18 protein-coding genes and 1 pseudogene are annotated in these 19,043 nt (G+C 62.0%); 4 read left to right on the top strand and 15 right to left on the bottom strand.

Going from position 1 to position 19,043, the window contains the following annotated elements; translation table 11 throughout:
* Positions 1 to 3: 3 nt before the first annotated feature.
* Entirely contained in the window at positions 4 to 483 is a 480-nt protein-coding gene (locus tag ACEXP3_RS19970) for a BA14K family protein (RefSeq protein ID WP_377298816.1), read from the bottom strand.
* 210 nt (positions 484 to 693) lie between these two features.
* On the opposite strand from ACEXP3_RS19970, the gene ACEXP3_RS19975 reads away from it, so the two are divergent.
* Positions 694 to 1,122: a plastocyanin/azurin family copper-binding protein gene (locus ACEXP3_RS19975; RefSeq protein ID WP_210105010.1), complete on the top strand. Its 429-nt coding sequence runs from the start codon at positions 694 to 696 to the stop codon at positions 1,120 to 1,122.
* A gap of 125 nt (positions 1,123 to 1,247) precedes the next feature.
* A complete protein-coding gene (locus tag ACEXP3_RS19980) occupies positions 1,248 to 1,724 on the top strand; it encodes a M15 family metallopeptidase (protein WP_245365930.1) in 477 nt (158 codons plus the stop codon).
* Between the two features lie 117 nt (positions 1,725 to 1,841).
* Here the strand turns inward: ACEXP3_RS19980 and ACEXP3_RS19985 are convergent, their stop codons facing one another.
* The 4 genes from ACEXP3_RS19985 to ACEXP3_RS20000 form a co-directional block, all read right to left on the bottom strand.
* Complete coding sequence (locus ACEXP3_RS19985) at positions 1,842 to 2,678, bottom strand: ferredoxin--NADP reductase (protein ID WP_377298818.1); 837 nt, start codon at positions 2,676 to 2,678, stop codon at positions 1,842 to 1,844.
* Positions 2,679 to 2,826: 148 nt separating this feature from the next.
* Complete coding sequence (locus ACEXP3_RS19990; protein WP_377298820.1) at positions 2,827 to 3,330, bottom strand: DUF934 domain-containing protein; 504 nt, start codon at positions 3,328 to 3,330, stop codon at positions 2,827 to 2,829.
* Between the two features lie 19 nt (positions 3,331 to 3,349).
* Positions 3,350 to 5,020, bottom strand: coding sequence for a nitrite/sulfite reductase (locus ACEXP3_RS19995; protein ID WP_377298822.1), 1,671 nt, complete (start codon positions 5,018 to 5,020; stop codon positions 3,350 to 3,352).
* A 7-nt stretch (positions 5,021 to 5,027) separates the two neighbouring features.
* Complete coding sequence (locus tag ACEXP3_RS20000; RefSeq protein ID WP_377298824.1) at positions 5,028 to 5,342, bottom strand: DUF2849 domain-containing protein; 315 nt, start codon at positions 5,340 to 5,342, stop codon at positions 5,028 to 5,030.
* A 279-nt stretch (positions 5,343 to 5,621) separates the two neighbouring features.
* Between ACEXP3_RS20000 and ACEXP3_RS20005 the strand changes: the two genes are divergently transcribed.
* Positions 5,622 to 6,209, top strand: a complete 588-nt coding sequence (locus tag ACEXP3_RS20005) for a nucleoside deaminase (protein ID WP_377298826.1) — start codon at positions 5,622 to 5,624, stop codon at positions 6,207 to 6,209.
* Between the two features lie 44 nt (positions 6,210 to 6,253).
* The gene (gene mazG / locus ACEXP3_RS20010; RefSeq protein ID WP_377298828.1) at positions 6,254 to 7,075 is read left to right on the top strand and encodes a nucleoside triphosphate pyrophosphohydrolase; all 822 of its coding nucleotides are present in this window, start codon (positions 6,254 to 6,256) and stop codon (positions 7,073 to 7,075) included.
* A 48-nt stretch (positions 7,076 to 7,123) separates the two neighbouring features.
* Here the strand turns inward: mazG and ACEXP3_RS20015 are convergent.
* From ACEXP3_RS20015 to dusB, 10 genes and pseudogenes are all read right to left on the bottom strand, one after another.
* A pseudogene (locus tag ACEXP3_RS20015) lies at positions 7,124 to 7,378 on the bottom strand (type II toxin-antitoxin system RelE/ParE family toxin); the annotation flags it as partial.
* A 62-nt stretch (positions 7,379 to 7,440) separates the two neighbouring features.
* Positions 7,441 to 7,731 carry a ribbon-helix-helix domain-containing protein gene (locus ACEXP3_RS20020; RefSeq protein ID WP_377298829.1) on the bottom strand — a complete coding sequence of 97 codons (291 nt, stop codon included), beginning with the start codon at positions 7,729 to 7,731 and terminating at the stop codon, positions 7,441 to 7,443.
* A 128-nt stretch (positions 7,732 to 7,859) separates the two neighbouring features.
* The gene (gene hflX, locus ACEXP3_RS20025) at positions 7,860 to 9,200 is read right to left on the bottom strand and encodes a GTPase HflX (protein WP_377298894.1); all 1,341 of its coding nucleotides are present in this window, start codon (positions 9,198 to 9,200) and stop codon (positions 7,860 to 7,862) included.
* Positions 9,201 to 9,544: 344 nt separating this feature from the next.
* Positions 9,545 to 9,787: an RNA chaperone Hfq gene (gene hfq, locus ACEXP3_RS20030; protein WP_056335505.1), complete on the bottom strand. Its 243-nt coding sequence runs from the start codon at positions 9,785 to 9,787 to the stop codon at positions 9,545 to 9,547.
* 359 nt (positions 9,788 to 10,146) lie between these two features.
* Complete coding sequence (gene trkA / locus ACEXP3_RS20035) at positions 10,147 to 11,523, bottom strand: Trk system potassium transporter TrkA (protein WP_377298831.1); 1,377 nt, start codon at positions 11,521 to 11,523, stop codon at positions 10,147 to 10,149.
* 52 nt (positions 11,524 to 11,575) lie between these two features.
* Positions 11,576 to 12,940, bottom strand: coding sequence for a nitrogen assimilation response regulator NtrX (gene ntrX, locus ACEXP3_RS20040; protein WP_210104999.1), 1,365 nt, complete (start codon positions 12,938 to 12,940; stop codon positions 11,576 to 11,578).
* Complete coding sequence (locus ACEXP3_RS20045) at positions 12,930 to 15,200, bottom strand: sensor histidine kinase NtrY-like (RefSeq protein ID WP_210104998.1); 2,271 nt, start codon at positions 15,198 to 15,200, stop codon at positions 12,930 to 12,932. The genes ntrX and ACEXP3_RS20045 overlap by 11 nt, the downstream gene beginning before the upstream one ends.
* A 164-nt stretch (positions 15,201 to 15,364) precedes the next feature.
* A complete protein-coding gene (ntrC, locus tag ACEXP3_RS20050; RefSeq protein WP_210104997.1) occupies positions 15,365 to 16,816 on the bottom strand; it encodes a nitrogen regulation protein NR(I) in 1,452 nt (483 codons plus the stop codon).
* Positions 16,813 to 17,964: a two-component system sensor histidine kinase NtrB gene (locus ACEXP3_RS20055; protein WP_210104996.1), complete on the bottom strand. Its 1,152-nt coding sequence runs from the start codon at positions 17,962 to 17,964 to the stop codon at positions 16,813 to 16,815. The genes ntrC and ACEXP3_RS20055 overlap by 4 nt, the downstream gene beginning before the upstream one ends.
* On the bottom strand, positions 17,961 to 18,980 hold the full coding sequence (gene dusB, locus ACEXP3_RS20060; RefSeq protein WP_377298834.1) for a tRNA dihydrouridine synthase DusB: 1,020 nt from the start codon (positions 18,978 to 18,980) through the stop codon (positions 17,961 to 17,963). Before dusB ends, ACEXP3_RS20055 begins: the two co-directional genes overlap by 4 nt.
* Between the last annotated feature and the right edge of the window lie 63 nt (positions 18,981 to 19,043).

Below are 19,043 nucleotides of genomic sequence, written 5' to 3' on the forward strand. Positions count from 1 at the left end.
CGCTTAGCGGCACTGCTGGCGCGGACCGCTCAGCGGCTGATAGGTATTGTCATAGGCGCGGTAGGAGCGATATTTGCTGGCGCAGTACTGCTCATGGGATCCGCTCACCGTCCGGCTGCCCTGCTGCTGCGAGGCAATGATGCCGCCGATCACCGCACCGGCTGCGAGGCCGCCGATGACGGCGCCGGCATTGCTGTGGTGGCGCCGATCGCGGTCACGATAGTAGCGGCGATCGCTGCGGTAATCCCGGCGATCCCAACGATAATCGCGGTCACGATCCCAGCGGCGGGAGCCATTGGTCCAGCGCGGGTTCTCCTGCGGGCAATTGGTCAAGTTGTTGCAGCCGACGGTCTGGAACGTCGCTTCGGGTGCGGACGTGGTCATCTGGCCCATCGGACGCGCCACAAAGGCGGGCGCAGCCATCGCTGGCAGGCTGGTCAGGGCTGTTGCCAGCGACACAACGGCGATCATCAATTTTTTCATCTCGTTCGTCCAAGCTGATATCAAAAGGTGCCGGTCAACGTGCAAGGCCCGGCAAGGTTCCAGTGACGGTTCCAGGCTTGGTCCCTGCCTTCACAGGTTTGTCCGGCGGCGAGACGGGCGGCGCTGTGTTTTCGGCTCGAAGGGTCCTTCAGGATGCTGTCAGCTTCGCGCCCTACTGGGTGGGTGACCGTCAACCCAAGGAGAACAGTCATGGCCCTTTCCGTCCGCCTTTCCGCACTTGTCGCCCTTTCCCTCACGCTTTCCACCGAGGCATTCGCCGCCAGCACCATCATGGTCAAGGAAGATGGCGAAGCCGGAGGCCCGATGACAATCAGCCTCGATCACGCCAGCGTTCCGGCCGGCGACGTGATCTTCAAGGTTCACAACGACGCCTTGAGCGAAGAACACGAGATGGTGCTGGTCAAGCTGAAGTCGGCTGACGAAACCGTGCCGGTCAATGCCGCAAAGCACCGTGTGGACGAATCCAAGCTGAAGAGCCTCGGCGAAGTGGCAGACCTGAAAGCCGGCAAGGACGGCCAGCTGAAGGTGAAGCTTGCCCCCGGAAACTACCTGCTTCTTTGCAATATCAAGGGCCACTTCGAAGCCGGCATGAAGGCAAAGCTGACGGTCACGCCGTAATCATCAGCATATCCTGCTTCGTCGCCTACAAGAAACGGCAAAACCCTTAATATTCCCCAGGGTTTTGCCAGTTCTTCTGCGAGTGTAAATCAATTACGCTTCTCCGCAAAACGGAGGGTGTGGTGATGACTTTCAAACTCGGCGCTAATTCATTGCAGGAACTGCACAATGTTCATCCGGATCTGGTCGGTGTCGTTAACCGGGCGATCCTGATCTCGATCGTGGACTTTGCGGTCCATGATGGCTTGAGAACACTGGATGAGCAGAAGGAATATGTAAAAACCGGTGCGTCGCAAACGTTGAAGAGCCTTCATCTGCCGCAGGCAGACACCGGCTACGGCCACGCTGTCGATCTTGTGCCTGTGATCAATGGCAAGCTGCGCTGGGAATGGGGGCCGATCTATCATATCGCCGCCGCCATGCATCACGCGAGCCGTGAGCTTGGGGTCAACCTGATCTGGGGCGGCGTGTGGGATCGTCCGTTCAGTGAACTCGGTGACACCGCGGCCGATCTGGAACACGAAGTCGAAGCCTACACGGCGCGGCGCAGGCAAATCGGGAAAAAAGCCTTCCTCGATGGCCCTCACTACCAGATCGCATAGCGCGTCACGGAATCTGCCTCACAAAGCCCCGACTAAGCAGAGGATCCGATCCGGCAATACCAGCCGGATCGGCGGGGCGACCCCGCGATGGCAAGGCGGCGCAGCGGTTGCTGGCGATCAGCCGACGAAAGCCCGCTCGATGACGAATTCGGCGGGCTTGTTGTTGGCGCCTTCGGTGAGGCCTGCTTTTTCCAGCAGTTCCTTCGTTTCCTTCAGCATCGCGGTCGAGCCGCAGATCATGCCGCGGTCGATTGCCGGGTCAAGCGGCGGCACGCCAAGATCTGTGTAGAGCTTGCCGCTTTCCATGAGGTCGGTGATGCGGCCCTGGAACGGATAGGCTTCGCGCGTCACGGTCGGATAGTGCTTCAGCTTGTCGCCGACGATTTCTGCCAGGAACTCGTGATTGCGGATCTCTTCCATCAGGTCGAAGCCGTATTTCAGCTCGGCGATCTCGCGGCAGGTATGGGTGAGGATGACTTCCTCGAACTTTTCATAGGTTTCCGGATCGCGGATAAGGCTTGCAAAGGGTGCAATGCCGGTGCCCGTGGAAAACATGTAGAGACGCTTGCCCGGCGTCAGTGCATCGAGCACCAGCGTGCCGGTCGGCTTCTTGCGCATCAGAACCGTATCGCCCGGCTTGATAGCCTGCAGATGCGAGGTCAGCGGCCCGTCCGGTACCTTGATCGAGAAGAATTCCAGTTCCTCGTCCCAGGAGGGGCTGGCGATCGAATAGGCACGATAGATCGGCTTGTCGCCCACCATCAGGCCGATCATGGCAAACTCGCCCGAGCGGAAACGATAGCCGGCCGGGCGCGTCATGCGGAAGCGGAACAGACGATCGGTGTAATGCTCCACCGCCAGCACCGTTTCGGCATAGACGCCGTCCGGAATCTTCGCCTCAGGCTTTGCCGCAGCATTGGCTTCAAACGCATCGGTCTTGGCAGGAGCATTCATACCGGAGGTCTCGTCTGTTATCGTTTCGTCTCGCGCATGCGAAATATACCATGCGCGGCGGTTTTTGAAGACAGGCGCGTGCATATGCCGCGCCCGGCGCGAAAAATATGTCTTTTCGGATCAGCTTTTCAGCGGATTGAGGATCGGATCAGGCGGAGCGGCGGCGCCAGCTATAGGCTTCGCCTGCCTTGGCGGGACGCGCCGTCGGCTGGTAATGCACATCGATCCCCGGCAGGCGGTTTTCCGAAAGCCGCTTCAGTGCTGTGGCATTGGTCACGGCAAAGCTGTCGAAGCCGCAGCGCAGCATCAGCGGAATATGGTCGATCAGCACGTCGCCCACGGCGCGAAGCTCGTTGCGGTAGCCCAGCCGCTCGCGCAGAAGGGAGGCATGGCTGAACCCGCGCCCGTCGCTGAAGGCGGGAAATTGCACCGCCACCAGTTCCAGCCGGTAGAGATAGGGCTCCAGCCGGCGCACATCGTCGGAAGGCTTGATGAGAACGCCAAAACCCACCTCGTTGGAAGCGTCGGCCTCCTCCAGAAGCTGGTCGACGGAGAGCAGGCGGCGCTGATCTCCCGTGGCCTTCACCTCGTCGGTTTCGATGATCCACGGATCGTTGTCAACGAAACCGGCTTCGGTCCAGATACGTGTCATGGCTTGTGTCCCCGCCCCTTCAAGCCGCAGCTGCCGCCGAACCGTAGAGCGCGTCCTTGAACGGCTGCGGCCCGACGCGACGATAGGCTTCGAGGAAAATTTCGTCTTTCGACAGGCGAAGCGAGAGGTAAGTATCGACGATCTTCTCGACCGCGTCCGTCACCTTTTCCGGCTCGAAACCGCGCCCGATGATTTCGCCGATCGAGGTGTGCTCGTCGCCGGAGCCGCCAAGCGTGATCTGATAGAGTTCCGCACCCTTCTTTTCGACGCCCAGAAGCCCGATATGGCCGACATGGTGGTGGCCGCAGGCATTGATGCAGCCGGAAATCTTGATCTTCAGCTCGCCAATTTCCGCCTGCCGTTCGGCCGAGCCGAAGCGGTTGGAGATCGCCTGCGCAACGGGGATGGACCGCGCATTGGCAAGCGCACAATAATCCAGCCCCGGACAGACGATCATGTCGGTGATGAGGCCGGCATTGGCTGTCGCAAGGCCGTGCGCGGCCAGCGCCCGGTAGACGGGCTCCAGATCGGCCAGCGCCACATGCGGCAGGATGACGTTCTGCTCATGGCTGATGCGGATTTCGTCGAAGGCATACTCCTGGGCAATGTCGGCAATGGCCTCCATCTGCACGTCGGTCGCGTCGCCTGGAATGCCGCCGATGGGCTTCAGCGAGATCGTCACCATGCCGTAATCGGGATGCTTGTGCGGCTGCACGTTCTGGTCCACCCAGCGGGCAAAGGCCGGGTCGGCCTTTTTCCAGCCTGCCAGCTGGGCCCAGCCTTCCGACCGCTCGCCAAGCGGCGGCGGCGCGAAATAGGCGCTGATGGCAGCGATATCGCCCGGCGGCAGCGTCAGCTCGGCGCCCTGAAGATGGGCGAATTCCTCATCCACCTGGCGCGCCAGTTCCTCGGCGCCCGTTTCGTGCACGAGGATCTTGATGCGGGCCTTGTATTTGTTGTCGCGCCGGCCATGCAGGTTATACACGCGCATGATGGCCGTAATGTAGGACAGGAGATCCTCTTCGGGCAGGAAATCGCGGATCTTCTTCGCCACCATCGGCGTGCGCCCCTGCCCGCCGCCGACATAGACGGCAAAGCCGATGCGGCCCTCGTCGTTTCGCTTCAGGTGCAGGCCGATGTCGTGCACCTGGATGGCGGCGCGGTCGCGCTCGGCTCCGGTCACGGCAATCTTGAACTTGCGCGGCAGATAGGAAAATTCCGGGTGCACCGACGACCACTGGCGCAGGATTTCCGCGTAAGGCCGCGGATCGGCCACTTCGTCTGCGGCCGCGCCGGCGAAATGGTCGGCCGTCACATTGCGAATGCAATTGCCCGAGGTCTGCAGCGCATGCATCTCGACGGATGCTAGTTCGGAAAGAATGTCAGGCGTATCGGAGAGCTTTGGCCAGTTGTACTGAATGTTCTGGCGCGTGGTGAAATGGCCGTAGCCACGGTCATATTTGCGGGCGATATGGGCGAGCATGCGCATCTGCCGGCTGTTCAGCGTGCCATAGGGAATGGCGACCCGCAGCATATAGGCGTGCAATTGCAGATAGACGCCGTTCATCAGGCGCAGCGGCTTGAAGGCATCCTCGGCCAGCTCACCGGAAAGGCGGCGGGCCACCTGGTCGCGAAACTGGTCCACGCGCGCGGAAACGAAAGCGTGGTCGAACTCGTCGTAACGGTACATGATATCCTCAGGCTGCGATAAAGGCCGGGTCGGCGGACGGGTAACCGGCGGCATAATCCATGCTCGGGCCGGCGGCACGGATGCGTTCGCGCAGGCGCAGCGGCCGCAGCTGGCCGTTTACCTCTTCCACCTCGACGACATTGACATCCACCACGAGATTGGCGGAAAAATCCCGCTTGCCGATCGCTTCCAACGCGGCCACTGCTTCGGCATGGCGCGCGACAAGCGCTTCCTGCAGCGTCTCGTTCCAGGTGCCGCCTGCATCCAGCCAGACGGCGATGCCGTCGGTAAGGCGATTGGCGGTCAACACCTTGTCTGTCATGTCTCCATTCCCGTCATCACGTCTGCGGCCGATACCGCACTGCAACCTAACGCCCCTATTATGACAGAGCGTCCGGATGGTTAGAAGAAACGCAAATTCACATGGGCCGAAAGCCGGGTATTTCTGTTCCGAGATCGGCCCGGCGAGGGAAAAATAAGCCTTTGGACGTTGCGCTTTCATCCGTGACCTTGCGATAGAGGAGAATGATGAAAAATCGTTCCCCTTGTCTTTTGGACGGCCTATGATGGCTATCATCATCCTCATCCAGGGACAGTTGCCGTGACCACACCCGCCCTTGCCTCGCGCCTTCTCGACGTGATCGAACAGGATATAATCCCCTTGACGGCGCGCGGGGTGGAGACCGGCAACAAGCTGTTCGGCGCCGCCATCCTGCGCAAATCGGATCTGTCGCTGGTGATTGCCGAAACCAATAACGAGCTCGAAAATCCGCTCTGGCACGGTGAAGTGCACACGCTGAAACGCTTTTACGAGATGGGAGAAAAGCCGGATACCCGCGACCTCATCTTTCTTTCGACCCATGAGCCCTGCACCATGTGCATGTCGGCGATCACCTGGGCCGGTTTCGACAATTTCTATTATTTCTTCAGCCACGAGGATTCGCGCGATGCCTTTGCCATTCCGCACGACCTGAAGATCCTGAAGGAAGTGTTTGATCTGGAACCCGGCGGCTATCGCCGCAAGAATGCCTTCTGGAACGCCTTTGCCATCACCGATCTGGTGGAAGGCGCAGAGGGCGACGAGCGCCAGCGCATGCGGCACAAGGTGGCGGCCCTCAAAGCCCGCTATGACGCGCTCTCTGCCACCTACCAGGCGAGCAAGAGCGGCAACAGCATTCCGCTTGCCTGACCCATCTCCACCGACACGTTTTGCCACGACACAAGGATGCCGCCATGCAGCCCTCGCAGGATATTCTGCGCCTCCTCGACCTCATGTCCGCCCTTCGGGATCGCCAGACCGGCTGCCCCTGGGATGTCGAACAGACGTTTGAGACGATCAAGCCCTACACGATCGAGGAGGCCTATGAGGTTGCCGATGCGATCGAGCGCAACGATATGGAAGACCTGAAGGACGAGCTGGGCGATCTCCTTTTCCAGGTGGTGTTTCACGCGCAGATGGCGTCGGAAGCGGGCGAATTCCAGTTCGGCGATGTGGTGGAGGCGGTGATGACGAAGATGATCCGCCGCCATCCGCATGTCTTTGCCCGCTCGGACGTCTCGACGCCCGACGCCGTCAAGGTGCAGTGGGACGAGATCAAGGCGGCCGAAAAGCGCGAGCGGGCGGAACGCCGCGCCCGGCGGGGCCTCACCGACGATTCAAAGTCAGGCTTTCTCGGCAGCGTCCAGCGCAGCCAGCCGGCGCTCACCGAAGCGCTGAAACTCCAGGAACGTGCCGCAAAGGTGGGCTTCGACTGGTCGGACGCTGAACCGATCCTCGACAAGATCGAGGAGGAGATCGCCGAGCTGCGCGAGGCGCTGAAGGGCGGTGAAGCCCACAAGGTGAAAGACGAGCTGGGCGACCTGATCTTCGCGCTCGTCAATATCGGCCGTCATGTCAAAGCAGATCCCGAGCAGGCATTGCGCGGCACCAATACAAAATTCCGACGCCGTTTCAGGTATATAGAAAAATCACTTCAGGAAGTGAATGTTTCACTTGAAGAGGCCTCGCTGGATCAGATGGAAGAACTTTGGCAGGCCGCGAAGGCTGAAGAGTAAAGGCAGCGCCCGCCCAGACTATTCATCGGGACACTCAATAAATCGGCATCACGGTTCTGACAGATCAATTTGTCGACCGCGATGAAACAGTCTGATGATGGTCACCGTGTCATCATGCACCTGAAAGGCAATCGTCGCGTGTCGACGATAGCCGACAGTGCGAAGCCCATTTCGCTCTTTGCGCCTGCGGCCCCGCTCCGGGAATGTCGCGAACCCAAGGCAATAGGCGTAAATGTCGGCAACATAACGCTCGGCGTCCATCGCACCGGCGCGGGGCAACAGATAATCGTAGAGGTCCTTAAAGTCTGCGACAGCTTACGGTGAAAACGTCACCTTGTGTGTCACTGGGTGTGTCACTGGGTGTGTCACTTCGTTGAGTGAGAAGAACTGCGGCGCTGATCCATATGCGCCTTTATCTGCCCCCAGGCTTCCCCGTCAGGAACTGCACTGGATGGATTAGCGGCAAGGCGATCGACCGTTGGAAGAACCTGTTCGTTGATCCAGTCCTCCAGCCCGGCACTTTCGGCTGCAAGCGATCGAAGGCTTTCGGTGATCACCTCTTCTTCAGAGGCGTACTCTCCGGACCGCACCTTCAAGTCCACCATCTCCGCCAGATCGTGCGGCAGTGTTATCGTCAAGGCGTGGTTCGATTTCATCCGGGCCGTCCTCGTCTGAAGGCATCATCACACCACAACGCCACTGGTAAGGCAAGATCTGCGATGCGCCTGCCAAATCGGTCCCCGGGACAAGGCCAGCTATCAAATGCGGGGTGGGCTCAGCTGGCCTATCGCTCCCAGTCTTCCTTTTCCGCCACCGTCAGCACGCCGAGCTTGCGCTCCAGCGCCTGCGCCTGGTCGCCCGAGAGCCGCAGGTCGAAGGAGACGGATCCGTCTTCGCGGTCTTCGCGGCCGTCGACCAGTGCGTTGTCGTAGATCCACGAGACCAGCGACAGCTTTTGTGGCGGCACGATGATGGTTGTCTCGGTCAGCACGCCGGACAGGCGCTTGGAGATTTCGTCCATCAGCGGGTCGACGCCCTCGCCGGTGACGGCCGAGACGGCCATGACATTCTGGCGGCCGGCGGCTTTTTCCGTGATGGCGGCATGGGCTTCCGGCTCCAGCCGGTCCACCTTGTTCCACACCTCGATGATGCGCGCGTCGCGCTCCTTCTCGTCGATGCCGAGATCGGCCAGAATGCGCAGCACGTCACCCGCCTGCGCGCCATTGTCCGGGTCGGACATGTCGCGAACGTGGAGAATGAGATCAGCCTCCAGCACTTCTTCCAGCGTCGCCCGGAAGGCCGCCACCAGATGCGTCGGCAGATCCGAGATGAAGCCGACGGTATCGGACAGGATGACGGTGCGGCCATGCGGCAGCTTCATGCGGCGAAGCGTCGGGTCGAGCGTGGCAAACAGCATGTCTTCGGCCAGCACGCCGGCGCCGGTGATGCGGTTGAACAGCGTCGACTTGCCGGCATTGGTATAGCCGACCAGCGCCACGATCGGGTGCGGCACCTTGCGGCGCTTGGCGCGGTGCAGCTGGCGCGTGCGCACCACCTGCTCCAGCTCCTTCTCGAGCTTGACGATCCGGTCCTGCAGCATGCGGCGGTCGGCTTCGATCTGGGTTTCACCCGGACCACCCATGAAGCCCGCACCACCGCGCTGACGTTCCAGGTGGGTCCAGCTGCGAACCAGGCGGCCCTTCTGGTAGTTCAAATGCGCCAGATCCACCTGCAGCGTGCCTTCCTTGGTAGAGGCGCGCCGGCCAAAGATTTCAAGGATGAGGCCCGTGCGGTCAATGACCTTGGCGTTCCATTCCTTTTCGAGGTTGCGCTGCTGCACCGGCGTCAGCGGGTGATCGACGATGACGAGACCGGCATCATGCTCATCGAGAAGGCTTGCGATTTCCTCGATCTTGCCGCTGCCGATCAGGGTTGCCGGACGCGGTTGCGCGACGGGAATGATCAGCCCCTGCGCGATCGTCAGGTCGATGGCGCGGGCAAGGCCGATCGCCTCTTCCAGGCGGCTTTCGTCGGTGCGGCGCGGTGCAAAGGCGATCGCTTCGGTCTGCTGCGCGCGGGCGCCCTTGTTCTGCTTGAGAACCGGCACCAGCACCAGCGCCCGCATGTCGTCGCGGTGCTTTTCCGTTTCAGGCACGAGGGATTCGTTGGATGTGTCGCGCGTCGTGGTAATGGTGATCGTCCTTCAGTCACAGGCGGCGCCGGCCGCCCTCTTCAAGATGCCAGATTGAGCGATGGAGACCCCCGAAACGCCGAAGCGGCGGGTAAGGGACACGGGCGCCGACCAGGATGCGCGCATGCAACTGGCGACAAGCCGTCGATCCGCCGATGATGTCGTGGCGCACTCTGCCAGGCCACGCATATCGGCATCGCAGCCCGCTCGTGTCACAAATGGGACGAGCGGGCCCGCAATTCAACCGGCAGGACGGGAAATTGCCGTCATTGTGCCGCTCAGGCCGCGCTCTCTTCGCTTTCGAACATCTGCATCGGCTGGCCCGGCATGATGGTCGAGATCGCATGCTTGTAGACCAGCTGCGAATGCCCGTCGCGGCGCAGCAGCACGCAGAAATTGTCAAAAGAGGTGACGACACCCGTCAACTTGACGCCGTTGATGAGAAAGATGGTGAGAGAAATTTTCTGCTTCCGGACCGTGTTGAGGAAAAGGTCCTGAAGATTTTGAGAACGTTCCGCCATAGCGCCGCTTCTTTCTTTTTTGCCGGCTTAAGCGCCGGAATATTGATCACGCGTGGAAAAAGCGATGGCAAACCCTCTCCTGCCATCCCTATCCGGATGATTGGTTATCAAATCGCCGTCTTTTCCGCAACGCCGAATACTCGACGGCGGCGAGATGGCGAAAAGCCGCCACAACTGTGGGGAAGCGCGGTCCAAAGCCCTTTGGGAGGCCTGCAGCCGCGGCTGCAGGCGCGCCATCGAAGGATCCACGCACGGCCTGGCGCTCCGGTCTGAACAGAGCCGCGGTGCGGCGTTGCGAATCGCCGGGCAATGTCCTGCACGGATTGATCCTGCAAGGAATGGCGGACGCGGCCGGCCTCTCAGAAATACTGGATGGAGACCCGAAACAGCTGCTCGACGTCCCTGACCGCCTTTGACGTCGCGAACAACACGACCCGGTCCTTGGCGCGGATGCGGGTATCGCCGCTTGGACGCAGGACCGTTCCATTGCGCATGATGGCGCCGATGCGGATCCCGGCCGGCAGATGGAGTTCGCGAAACGGCCGCCCAACCAGCGGGGACGTGTCCAGCGCCTCGGCCTCGATCACTTCGGCTGCGCCGTTCTGTACCGCATAGACCGAGCGGATGCGCCCCTTTCGCACATGCTGGAGAACGCGCGAAATGGTCACGGCGCGCGGATTGATCAGCGAATCGATGTTGAGCGAGCCGCTCACCTCGCCCAGCGACGACGAGTTGACCAGGACGAGGTTCGACTTGCAGCCGAGTGCCTTGGCCATGGCCGCACTCAGGATATTGATCTGGTCGCTGTTGGTCAGCGTCACCATCAGGTCCGCGTCCTGGATATCGGCCTGCTGGAGAATGTTCTGGTCAAGCGCCGAGCCATGCAGAACGATTGTATGGCGCAAGTGCTCGGAGACGGCCACGGCCCGGTCACGGTCGCTCTCGATGATCTTGATGCGTGTCTTCGGCTGCATTTCCTCGATGCGCCGCGCAACATAGGTGCCGATATTGCCGGCGCCGGCGATGATGATGCGACCGGCCTCCTGCTCCTCATGGCCGAAGAGGCCGAGCGTGCGGCGCGTATGGTCGCGCTGGCAGATGACATAGGCAAGATCGCCGGCCTGCAACTGGTCGGCCGAGCGCGGCACAAACAGGCGCCCCTGGCGATAGACGCCGACGACGGTGGCGATGAGATCCGGAAACAGCTGGCTCAATTGCTCGAGCGGCGTGCTGATGACCGGGCAATCCTCCATGCATTCGATCGCCACCATGGCGATATGGTCGTCGGCAAAACGGGCCACATCGGTGGCGCCGGGGAAGGAGATGCGCCGCAGAACCATCTTGCCGACCTCGATTTCCGGCGAGATGGTGACGTCGATCGACATGTTCTTGCTGCTGAACAGGTCGGCATATTCGGGCAGGAGATAGCTCTGGGAGCGGATGCGGGCAATCTTCGTCGGCACGCTGAACAGGGCATGGGCCACTTCGCAGGAAACGATGTTCACCTCGTCATACAGCGTGACGGCAATGATCATGTCGGCCTGCTCGGCGCCTGCTTTCGCCAACACATCCGGATGGGCCCCGTGGCCGACATAGCCGCGCACATCGAGCGTCTCGGTAATGGCATTGATCAGCGTGGCCGAGGTGTCGATGACCGAAACTTCGTTGTCTTCCTGCGAGAGACGTTCGGCGATCCCGTAGCCCACCTGGCCCGCGCCGCAGATGATCACCTTCATGGCGTTTCCCTAAAAGGCCGGCGCTTGGGCGACACGGCGTCCGCGATGCGCATCAGACGCCGAGCGACTTCAACTTGCGGTGCAGGGCAGAACGCTCCATTCCGACAAATTCCGCCGTGCGGGAAATATTGCCGCCGAACCGGTTGATCTGGGCGACCAGATAATCGCGCTCGAACATTTCGCGTGCCTCGCGAAGCGGCAAGGTCATGATGTGATGATCGCCCTTGCCCGACATTTTCGGCAGCATGTCGCCGAGATCGGTCGGCAGCATGTCGGCGGAAATCGGGGTGTCGGGGCCATCGGTGCGGGCCAGAATCATCAGCCGTTCGATATTGTTGCGCAGCTGGCGGATATTGCCCGGCCAGTCATGCGCCTGCAGCACGGCCATGGCGTCGTCGCCGATCTTGCGCGGGCGGATGCCGGCCTGTTCGGAGATCTGGCGCATGAAGCCATCGACGAGGAAGGGAATATCCTCGCGCCGCTCGGCCAGTGCCGGCACCTTGACGGGCACGACGGCGAGGCGGTGATAGAGATCCTCGCGAAAGATTCCCTCGCCGATCAGGCTTTCGAGGTTATAGGCGGTCGAGGAAATGATGCGCACATCCACCTTCACCCGCTTGTTGCCGCCGAGCCGCTCGAACTGCTGGTCGACCAGCACGCGCAGGATCTTGTTCTGCGTCTCGCGCGGCATTTCGCCTACCTCGTCGAGGTAGAGGATGCCGCGATGGGCCTCTTCCAGCGCACCGATCTTGCGCGGCTGGCCGGGGCCGCCTTCAGTGCCGAACAGCGCCATTTCCATGCGCTCGGGCGTGATCGTTGCGGCATTCAAGGCAACGAACGGACCTGCCGCCCGCGAGGAGCGACGGTGGATCATGCGCGCCACCAGTTCCTTGCCGGAGCCGGAAGGACCGAGAATCATGATGCGGCTGTTGGTCGGCGAGACCTTTTCGATCGTCTGGCGCAGCTGCGAGATCGCAACGGAGGTGCCGACCAGTTCGGCCGCATCGCCGGTGCGTTTCTTCAGTTCCGTCACCTCGCGGCGCAGCTTGGAATTTTCGAGCGCCCGCTCGGCAATCAGGATCAGCCGGTCGGCCTTGAACGGCTTTTCGATGAAGTCGAACGCGCCGCGCTTGATGGCCGAGACGGCCGTCTCGACATTGCCGTGGCCTGAGATCATCACAACCGGCAGGTCCGGATGGCGCGCCTTCACCTCGTCCAGCAGCGCCAGCCCGTCCAGCTTGCTCCCCTGCATCCAGATGTCGAGGAAGACGAGACGCGGCACGCGGTCGGAAATCGCCGCCAGCGCACTGTCGCTGTCATGGGCAACGCGCGTCTCATGGCCTTCGTCGGACAGAATGCCGGAGACGATGTCACGGATGTCGGCCTCGTCATCCACGACTAGAATATCAGACGCCATAGGACACTTCCTTTTCATTGTCTGTTTGGGGTGCCTCTGCCGCCCGGGGATGCGGCAGAATCACCCGGATCATGGCGCCTTTGCCATGATCGAAATCGGCAGGCGCATCGTGCAGTTCGAGCTGCCCGCCATGTTCCTCGATGATTTTCTTGACGATGGCCAGGCCAAGGCCCGTGCCCTTTTCGCGCATCGTCATATAAGGCTCCAGAATACGGTGGCGGTTTTCCACCGGCAATCCCTTGCCATTGTCGATCACCTCGACCTTGAATTCGTCGCGCGTCTCGTCGAAGGCGGCGCGCACCAGGACGCGGCGCCCGTCGCGCTCCTCATCGCTCGCCACGGCTTCGATCGATTCCACCGCATTCTTGATGAGATTGCCAAACGCCTGGCCCAGCATGCGCGAATCGAACAGGCCCTCCAGCGGCTGATCGCCGAGTTCGCGCTGAAACGTGACGTGGCTGGTGCCCATCTCCCGCAGAAAGATCGCGTCGCGCACGATGTCGCGCAGGTCGGCCCGTTCCTTGGCGGGTTTCGGCATGCGCGCAAAGGCGGAAAACTCATCCACCATGCGGCCGATATCGCCGACCTGTCGCACGATCGTATCGGTGCACTGGTCAAACACGGCGCGGTCGCTCTCGTCGATCTGCTTGCCATAGCGGCGCTTCAGGCGCTCGGCCGACAGCTGGATGGGGGTGAGCGGGTTCTTGATCTCGTGGGCAATGCGGCGCGCGACATCGGCCCAGGCGGTGGAGCGCTGGGCAATCACCAGGTCCGTGATGTCGTCCAGAGTGATCACGTAGGATTCGGTCGAGTTCCGCTGCTCTTCGCGCGTCACCTGCACCGACAGCGTGCGCTCCTTGCCGCCGCGCATGAGGTAGACCTCCTTGCGGAAGTCGGCCCGCGCGCGCCCGGTCGCTTCCTTCAGCACCTGATCGATTTCAGGCGCCACCTCGGACAAGGGCTGGCCGAGCAGTTCGGCGGCCGGAAGCGCCAGAACGTCTTCGGCGGACGGGTTGACGATGGTGATCCGGTTGTCGTCCTCGACGCCGATCACGGCTGCCGTCACGCCGGACAGCACCGCCTCGATAAAGCGGCGCCGGTCGTCGACCTCGTCCTTGGCAACGAGGATTTCGTCGCGCTGGCTGCGGATCTGCGAGATCATCTTGTTGAACGTTCGTGACAGGTTGCCGACATCGCCATCGGCCGAGCGCACCGGCACGACAACGGAAAGATTACCGGTCGCCACGCTGTCGGCAGCGCTGATCAGGAGGCGGATCGGGCGCACGATGCGGTCGGCGACGGCAATAGCAGTCCAGATGGCGGCGAGCAGCACGATCAGGGCAAAGCCCAGATAGAGCACGGCAAACGCCACCTGCAGGCTCATCCGGCCCGCTTCCATCGCCTGGTATTCGGCGCGGTTGTCCTCCATCAGCCGCATGGCGGCCATCACCTTCGGATCGACGGCGCGGATCGTGTAGAGGAAGGCACCGGATATCGCATCGAGCCGGATGATGGCGCCGACGAGGTTCGTCACGCCCGGCGGGATCAGCGTCGGCTGGCCGGCTGCGGAACTCGCCAGTGCATCCTTCGGAATGGCCGGCAGCGGCCGCTCGGTCTTGATATCGGCCTGGGCAATCGCCGTACCGTCCTCGCGCACCAGAAAGGCGCCGAGCAACCCGCGGCCGCGGGCCTGGCGGGTCATCAGGTCGATGAAGCCGGTCCGGTCGAGGTAGAACATCGGGCGGTTGCGCTCGAGGTCATTGGCCATCGAGACGGTCTGGCCCTGCAGGTAGCTGGCGTTTTCCAGCATATAGGCCTGCGCGACATCGAGCGAGGACTGCACGATCGACTGCGTGCGCAGCGAAAACCAGCGATCAAGACCGACATTGAGGGTGAGGCTTGCAAAGATCGCGACCAAGACGGCCGGCGTGATCGCCACGAAGGAAAACAGCACGACGATGCGCACATGCAGCCGGGCCGCCGCCCTGCCCCGCCGGCGCGCCTTCAACAGCCGGCCGACCTCGCGGGCAATCAGATACAGGAGGCCGAGCACGAATAGTGCGTTGAGGACGGCCGAGGCAATCACCACATTGGTGGTCGGTGCAATCGGCGTCAGTCCCAGCAGCACCAGCAGCGTGAAGATCGCACAGGACAACGCGCCGCCAGCCAGCAGCAGGCCAGGCAGGGCAAACGACGCCCTGCGGTCCTGCACCAGCATCGCCGGATCTTCTCCGGCGTCGGTTGCCAAGTCGTCTGTCATTCCGAAATCCACTCCTGATCCCGCAGGACGCGGGATCCATGCACGTCACCGGCCGCACTCGCCGACCGTAAAGCCGAGAACCGACCATGGCGATGCGTGACTATTGAGCAACGCATTGTGGCGAAAATGCAACGAAGATGGTCTTGGTGTCAAGCAGCAAAGGCTCACGTACCGCGCGAACTGCGGTACACGGAGACGCCCAACTCGCGGATTTTCTTGCGCAATGTATTGCGGTTGAGGCCGAGAAGATCCGCCGCCTTGATCTGGTTGCCACGGGTGGCGGTCAGCGCCGCGAGGATCAGCGGATACTCCATTTCGGTCAGCACCCGGTCATAGAGGCCGGGCGGCGGCAGGTTGTCGCCAAAGCTTGCGAAATAGCTGCGCATGTTCTCCTCCACCGCCTGGGCGATGGTGAGATTGCCGGAACGGGCGCCCATCTTGTCGATGGGGCTGTCGGGCACGTCGGAACGCAGCTCCGAATCCATGATCTCGCGGGTGATGACTTCCTGTGGATAGAGCGCCATCAGGCGGCGCACGAGGTTTTCCAGTTCGCGCACATTGCCCGGCCAGGCATAGGCCTTCATCACATCCAGCGCTTCATTGTCGAAACGCTTGGCATCGAGGCCTTCCTTTTCGCCGAGCTGCATGAAATGGCGCACCAGATCGGCGATGTCTTCGGCGCGGTCGCGCAGCGGCGGCAGGCGCAGCGGCACCACGTTCAGGCGATAATACAGGTCTTCGCGGAACAGACCCTGATTGATCAGCTGCTTCAAATCCTTGTTGGTGGCGGCGACGATTCGCACATCGGTGCGGATCGGCGTGCGTCCGCCAACGGTGGTATATTCGCCCTGCTGCAGCACGCGCAGAAGCCTGGTCTGCGCATCCATCGGCATGTCGCCGATTTCATCGAGGAAGAGCGTGCCGCCTTCCGCCTGCTCGAAGCGGCCGGTGGAGCGATTCTGCGCGCCGGTGAAGGCGCCCTTCTCATGGCCGAACAGTTCCGATTCGATGAGGTCGCGCGGGATCGCCGCCATGTTGATGGCAACGAACGGGCCGTTGCGGCGCTTGCCATAGTCATGCAGCGCGCGCGCCACCAGTTCCTTGCCGGTGCCCGACTCGCCGGTGATCATCAGCGTCAGGTCCGTCTGCATCAGGCGGGCGAGCACGCGGTATATTTCCTGCATGGCGGCGGAGCGGCCGACCAGCGGCATGCCGTCCTGCATGTCGTCATCGAGCTTGGCCGGCTTGCGCTTCGGCTCGGCGAGCGCCCGACCGATAATGGCGATCAGCTCGGTCAGGTCGAAGGGTTTTGGCAGATAGTCGTAGGCGCCCTTTTCCGAGGCCTTGATCGCCGTCATGAAGGTGTTCTGCGCGCTCATCACCAGAACCGGAAGCTCCGGCCGGGACTTCTTGATGCGGGGCAGAAGGTCGAAGGCGTTCTCGTCGGGCATTACCACGTCGGTCACCACCAGATCGCCCTCGCCGGCCGAAATCCAGCGCCAGAGCGTGGCGGCGTTGGAGGTGATGCGGACATCGTAGCCCGCGCGGGTCAGCGCCTGGTTCAATACGGTGCGGATGGCCGCGTCGTCATCGGCGACAAGGATCGTAGCGGTCATTTCAAGTTTCCTGTCGTGTTCAAGCTGCGGCCATCATCGGGGTAGCCGTCATCCTTGTGCATGGGCATCAAAACGCGGAAAATCGTACGGCGGGCCTGGCTGTCGCATTCCACGATGCCACCATGGGCGCCGATGATCTTTGCAACGAGGGCAAGGCCAAGGCCCGAGCCATTGGTCTTGGTGGTGATGAAGGGATCGAAGAGGTGCGGCAGGAGATCGCTCGGCACGCCCGGTCCGTTGTCGATCACGCAAAATTCGAGCGGCAGCGAGATTTTTTCGCGGGTGCCGGCAACCGAAAGCCGGATGCCCGGGCGATAGGCGGTCGTCAGCATGATCTCGCCATCCTGCTGGTCGCCGATCGCCTCCGCTGCATTCTTGATGAGGTTGAGAAACACCTGCACCAGCTGGTCGCGGTTGGCATAGACCGAGGGCAGCGAGGGGTCGTAGTTTTCCAGAATCTTGATGTCGCGCGCAAAGCCGGCCTTGGCGATCGCCTTCACATGGTCGAGCACCGAATGGATGTTGAGCGGCAAGCGATCCACCGGGCGTTCGTCGGAAAACACCTCCATGCGATCGACCAGCGAGACGATGCGGTCGGTCTCGTCGCAGATCAGCCGCGTCAGCGAGCGATCCTCGTCGGGTACGACCGTTTCCAGAAGCTGGGCGGCGCCGCGAATGCCCGACAGCGGGTTCTTGATCTCATGCGCCAGCATTGAGGCAAGGCCCGTCACGGACCGGGCAGCGGCCCGGTGCGTCAGCTGGCGGTCGATCTTGTCGGCCATGCTGCGTTCCTGGAACACCACCACCACCGAGCCCGGCTCGCTGACGACGGGGGCCACGTAGAGATCGACCAGCTTTTCCTGGCCAAGCCGCGGCGAGGACAGATCGACGCGGTATTCGTTGACCGGCGCGCGACGGTCGCGCACCTGATCGATCAGCGCCAGAAGCGGGCTGCCGAAGGGGATGAAGGTGGAAATCTTGTTGCGAGCTAGATGCGCGGCACTCGCGCCGAAAAAGGCTTCCGCCTCCCAGTTGGCAAAGGCAATGCGCCCGGTATCGTCAACGAGGATGACCGGGTTCTGCACCGAGTTCAAGACCGCCATGGCCAGCGGATTGTTGCCGCTGCCATCGTGCGAGGTCGTGCTCATGCTGCCTCCCTGCTGGCATTGCCGGCCCCTGTGGCAATCGCGTCCCAGAGGGTGCGCGCAACCACGGCGGCATTTTTCTCCGTCATCAGTGCTGCCTTTCGTTCCGCCGGAAAATCCGGCGCACAGCGGTCGAGATACCAGCCCACATGCTTGCGGGCATGGCGAAGACCGGATTCGTGTCCATAAAATTCGAGCATCGATTCGTAGTGTTCGCAGGCGATATCCGCCCTTTGGCGAGCCGCCGGCAGGGGATGGCCGGCAAGCACGCCCGGATGCCAGGGACGCCCCTCGGCACCACGGCCCAGCATCACGGCATCGGCGCCGGAGCGGCGAAGGATCTCATGCGCATCGCTCAGCGTTTCCACGTCGCCATTGGCAACCAGCGGAATGGCGATCCCTTCGCGCACGCGGGCAATCGCATCCCAGTCGGCGCGGCCCTCGTAAAACTGCATGCGAGTGCGGCCATGCACGGTGATCATCGAAACGCCGGCCTGTTCGGCGCGACGGGCAATCTCCGGTGCATTCAGCGAATTCTCGTCCCAGCCGAGCCGCATCTTGACCGTGACCGGAACCGATACGGCAGCCACCACCGCCTCGATCAGCGACAGCGCGTGGTCGGGATCGCGCATCAGGGCCGAGCCGGAATAGCCGCCGGTTACCTTCTTGGCCGGACAGCCCATGTTGATGTCGATTATATCGGCTCCGTGCGCTTCCACGATCCGGGCAGCCTCTGCCATCCAGTAGGCTTCGCGCCCGGCAAGCTGTACCATGTGCGGGCGGATGCCTGTACCCTTCAGACGCTCCCATGATTCGCCGCGATTGTGGACAAGCTCACGGCTGGCTACCATCTCGGTGACCACCAGCCCTGCCCCGTGGCGCCAGGCGAGCTGGCGGAAGGGCAGATCGGTCACGCCCGACATCGGCGCAAGCACCACGCGATTGCGAATGGCGACAGGCCCGATGGCAAAAGGACTGGCAAGATCCGGAGAATTCAAGTGATGATCTTTCGGGCACATGAGATTTCTGCACTATTTTTATTCACAGATTGCGCGTTTGCCAAGAGCAATTCCCAAACTGCG

This window comes from Neorhizobium fuzhouense, from assembly GCF_042611105.1.
GTDB classification, from domain to species: domain Bacteria; phylum Pseudomonadota; class Alphaproteobacteria; order Rhizobiales; family Rhizobiaceae; genus Neorhizobium; species Neorhizobium galegae_A.

What these genes read in the sequence shown, in the direction of transcription:
- ntrX (WP_210104999.1), bottom strand. Translation starts at nt 12,940, where the DNA reads ATGGCGTCTGATATTCTAGTCGTGGATGACGAGGCCGACATCCGTGAC.
- ACEXP3_RS19980 (WP_245365930.1), top strand. Translation starts at nt 1,248, where the DNA reads ATGACTTTCAAACTCGGCGCTAATTCATTGCAGGAACTGCACAATGTT.
- ntrC (WP_210104997.1), bottom strand. Translation starts at nt 16,816, where the DNA reads ATGACCGCTACGATCCTTGTCGCCGATGACGACGCGGCCATCCGCACC.
- hfq (WP_056335505.1), bottom strand. Translation starts at nt 9,787, where the DNA reads ATGGCGGAACGTTCTCAAAATCTTCAGGACCTTTTCCTCAACACGGTC.
- ACEXP3_RS19990 (WP_377298820.1), bottom strand. Translation starts at nt 3,330, where the DNA reads ATGACACGTATCTGGACCGAAGCCGGTTTCGTTGACAACGATCCGTGG.
- hflX (WP_377298894.1), bottom strand. Translation starts at nt 9,200, where the DNA reads ATGCGGGCGCTGGTGCTGGTGCCGGTTCTCAAGCAGAACAAGGGCGCC.
- ACEXP3_RS20045 (WP_210104998.1), bottom strand. Translation starts at nt 15,200, where the DNA reads ATGACAGACGACTTGGCAACCGACGCCGGAGAAGATCCGGCGATGCTG.
- ACEXP3_RS19970 (WP_377298816.1), bottom strand. Translation starts at nt 483, where the DNA reads ATGAAAAAATTGATGATCGCCGTTGTGTCGCTGGCAACAGCCCTGACC.
- mazG (WP_377298828.1), top strand. Translation starts at nt 6,254, where the DNA reads ATGCAGCCCTCGCAGGATATTCTGCGCCTCCTCGACCTCATGTCCGCC.
- ACEXP3_RS20000 (WP_377298824.1), bottom strand. Translation starts at nt 5,342, where the DNA reads ATGACAGACAAGGTGTTGACCGCCAATCGCCTTACCGACGGCATCGCC.
- ACEXP3_RS19975 (WP_210105010.1), top strand. Translation starts at nt 694, where the DNA reads ATGGCCCTTTCCGTCCGCCTTTCCGCACTTGTCGCCCTTTCCCTCACG.
- dusB (WP_377298834.1), bottom strand. Translation starts at nt 18,980, where the DNA reads ATGTGCCCGAAAGATCATCACTTGAATTCTCCGGATCTTGCCAGTCCT.
- ACEXP3_RS20020 (WP_377298829.1), bottom strand. Translation starts at nt 7,731, where the DNA reads ATGAAATCGAACCACGCCTTGACGATAACACTGCCGCACGATCTGGCG.
- ACEXP3_RS19995 (WP_377298822.1), bottom strand. Translation starts at nt 5,020, where the DNA reads ATGTACCGTTACGACGAGTTCGACCACGCTTTCGTTTCCGCGCGCGTG.
- ACEXP3_RS20055 (WP_210104996.1), bottom strand. Translation starts at nt 17,964, where the DNA reads ATGAGCACGACCTCGCACGATGGCAGCGGCAACAATCCGCTGGCCATG.
- trkA (WP_377298831.1), bottom strand. Translation starts at nt 11,523, where the DNA reads ATGAAGGTGATCATCTGCGGCGCGGGCCAGGTGGGCTACGGGATCGCC.
- ACEXP3_RS19985 (WP_377298818.1), bottom strand. Translation starts at nt 2,678, where the DNA reads ATGAATGCTCCTGCCAAGACCGATGCGTTTGAAGCCAATGCTGCGGCA.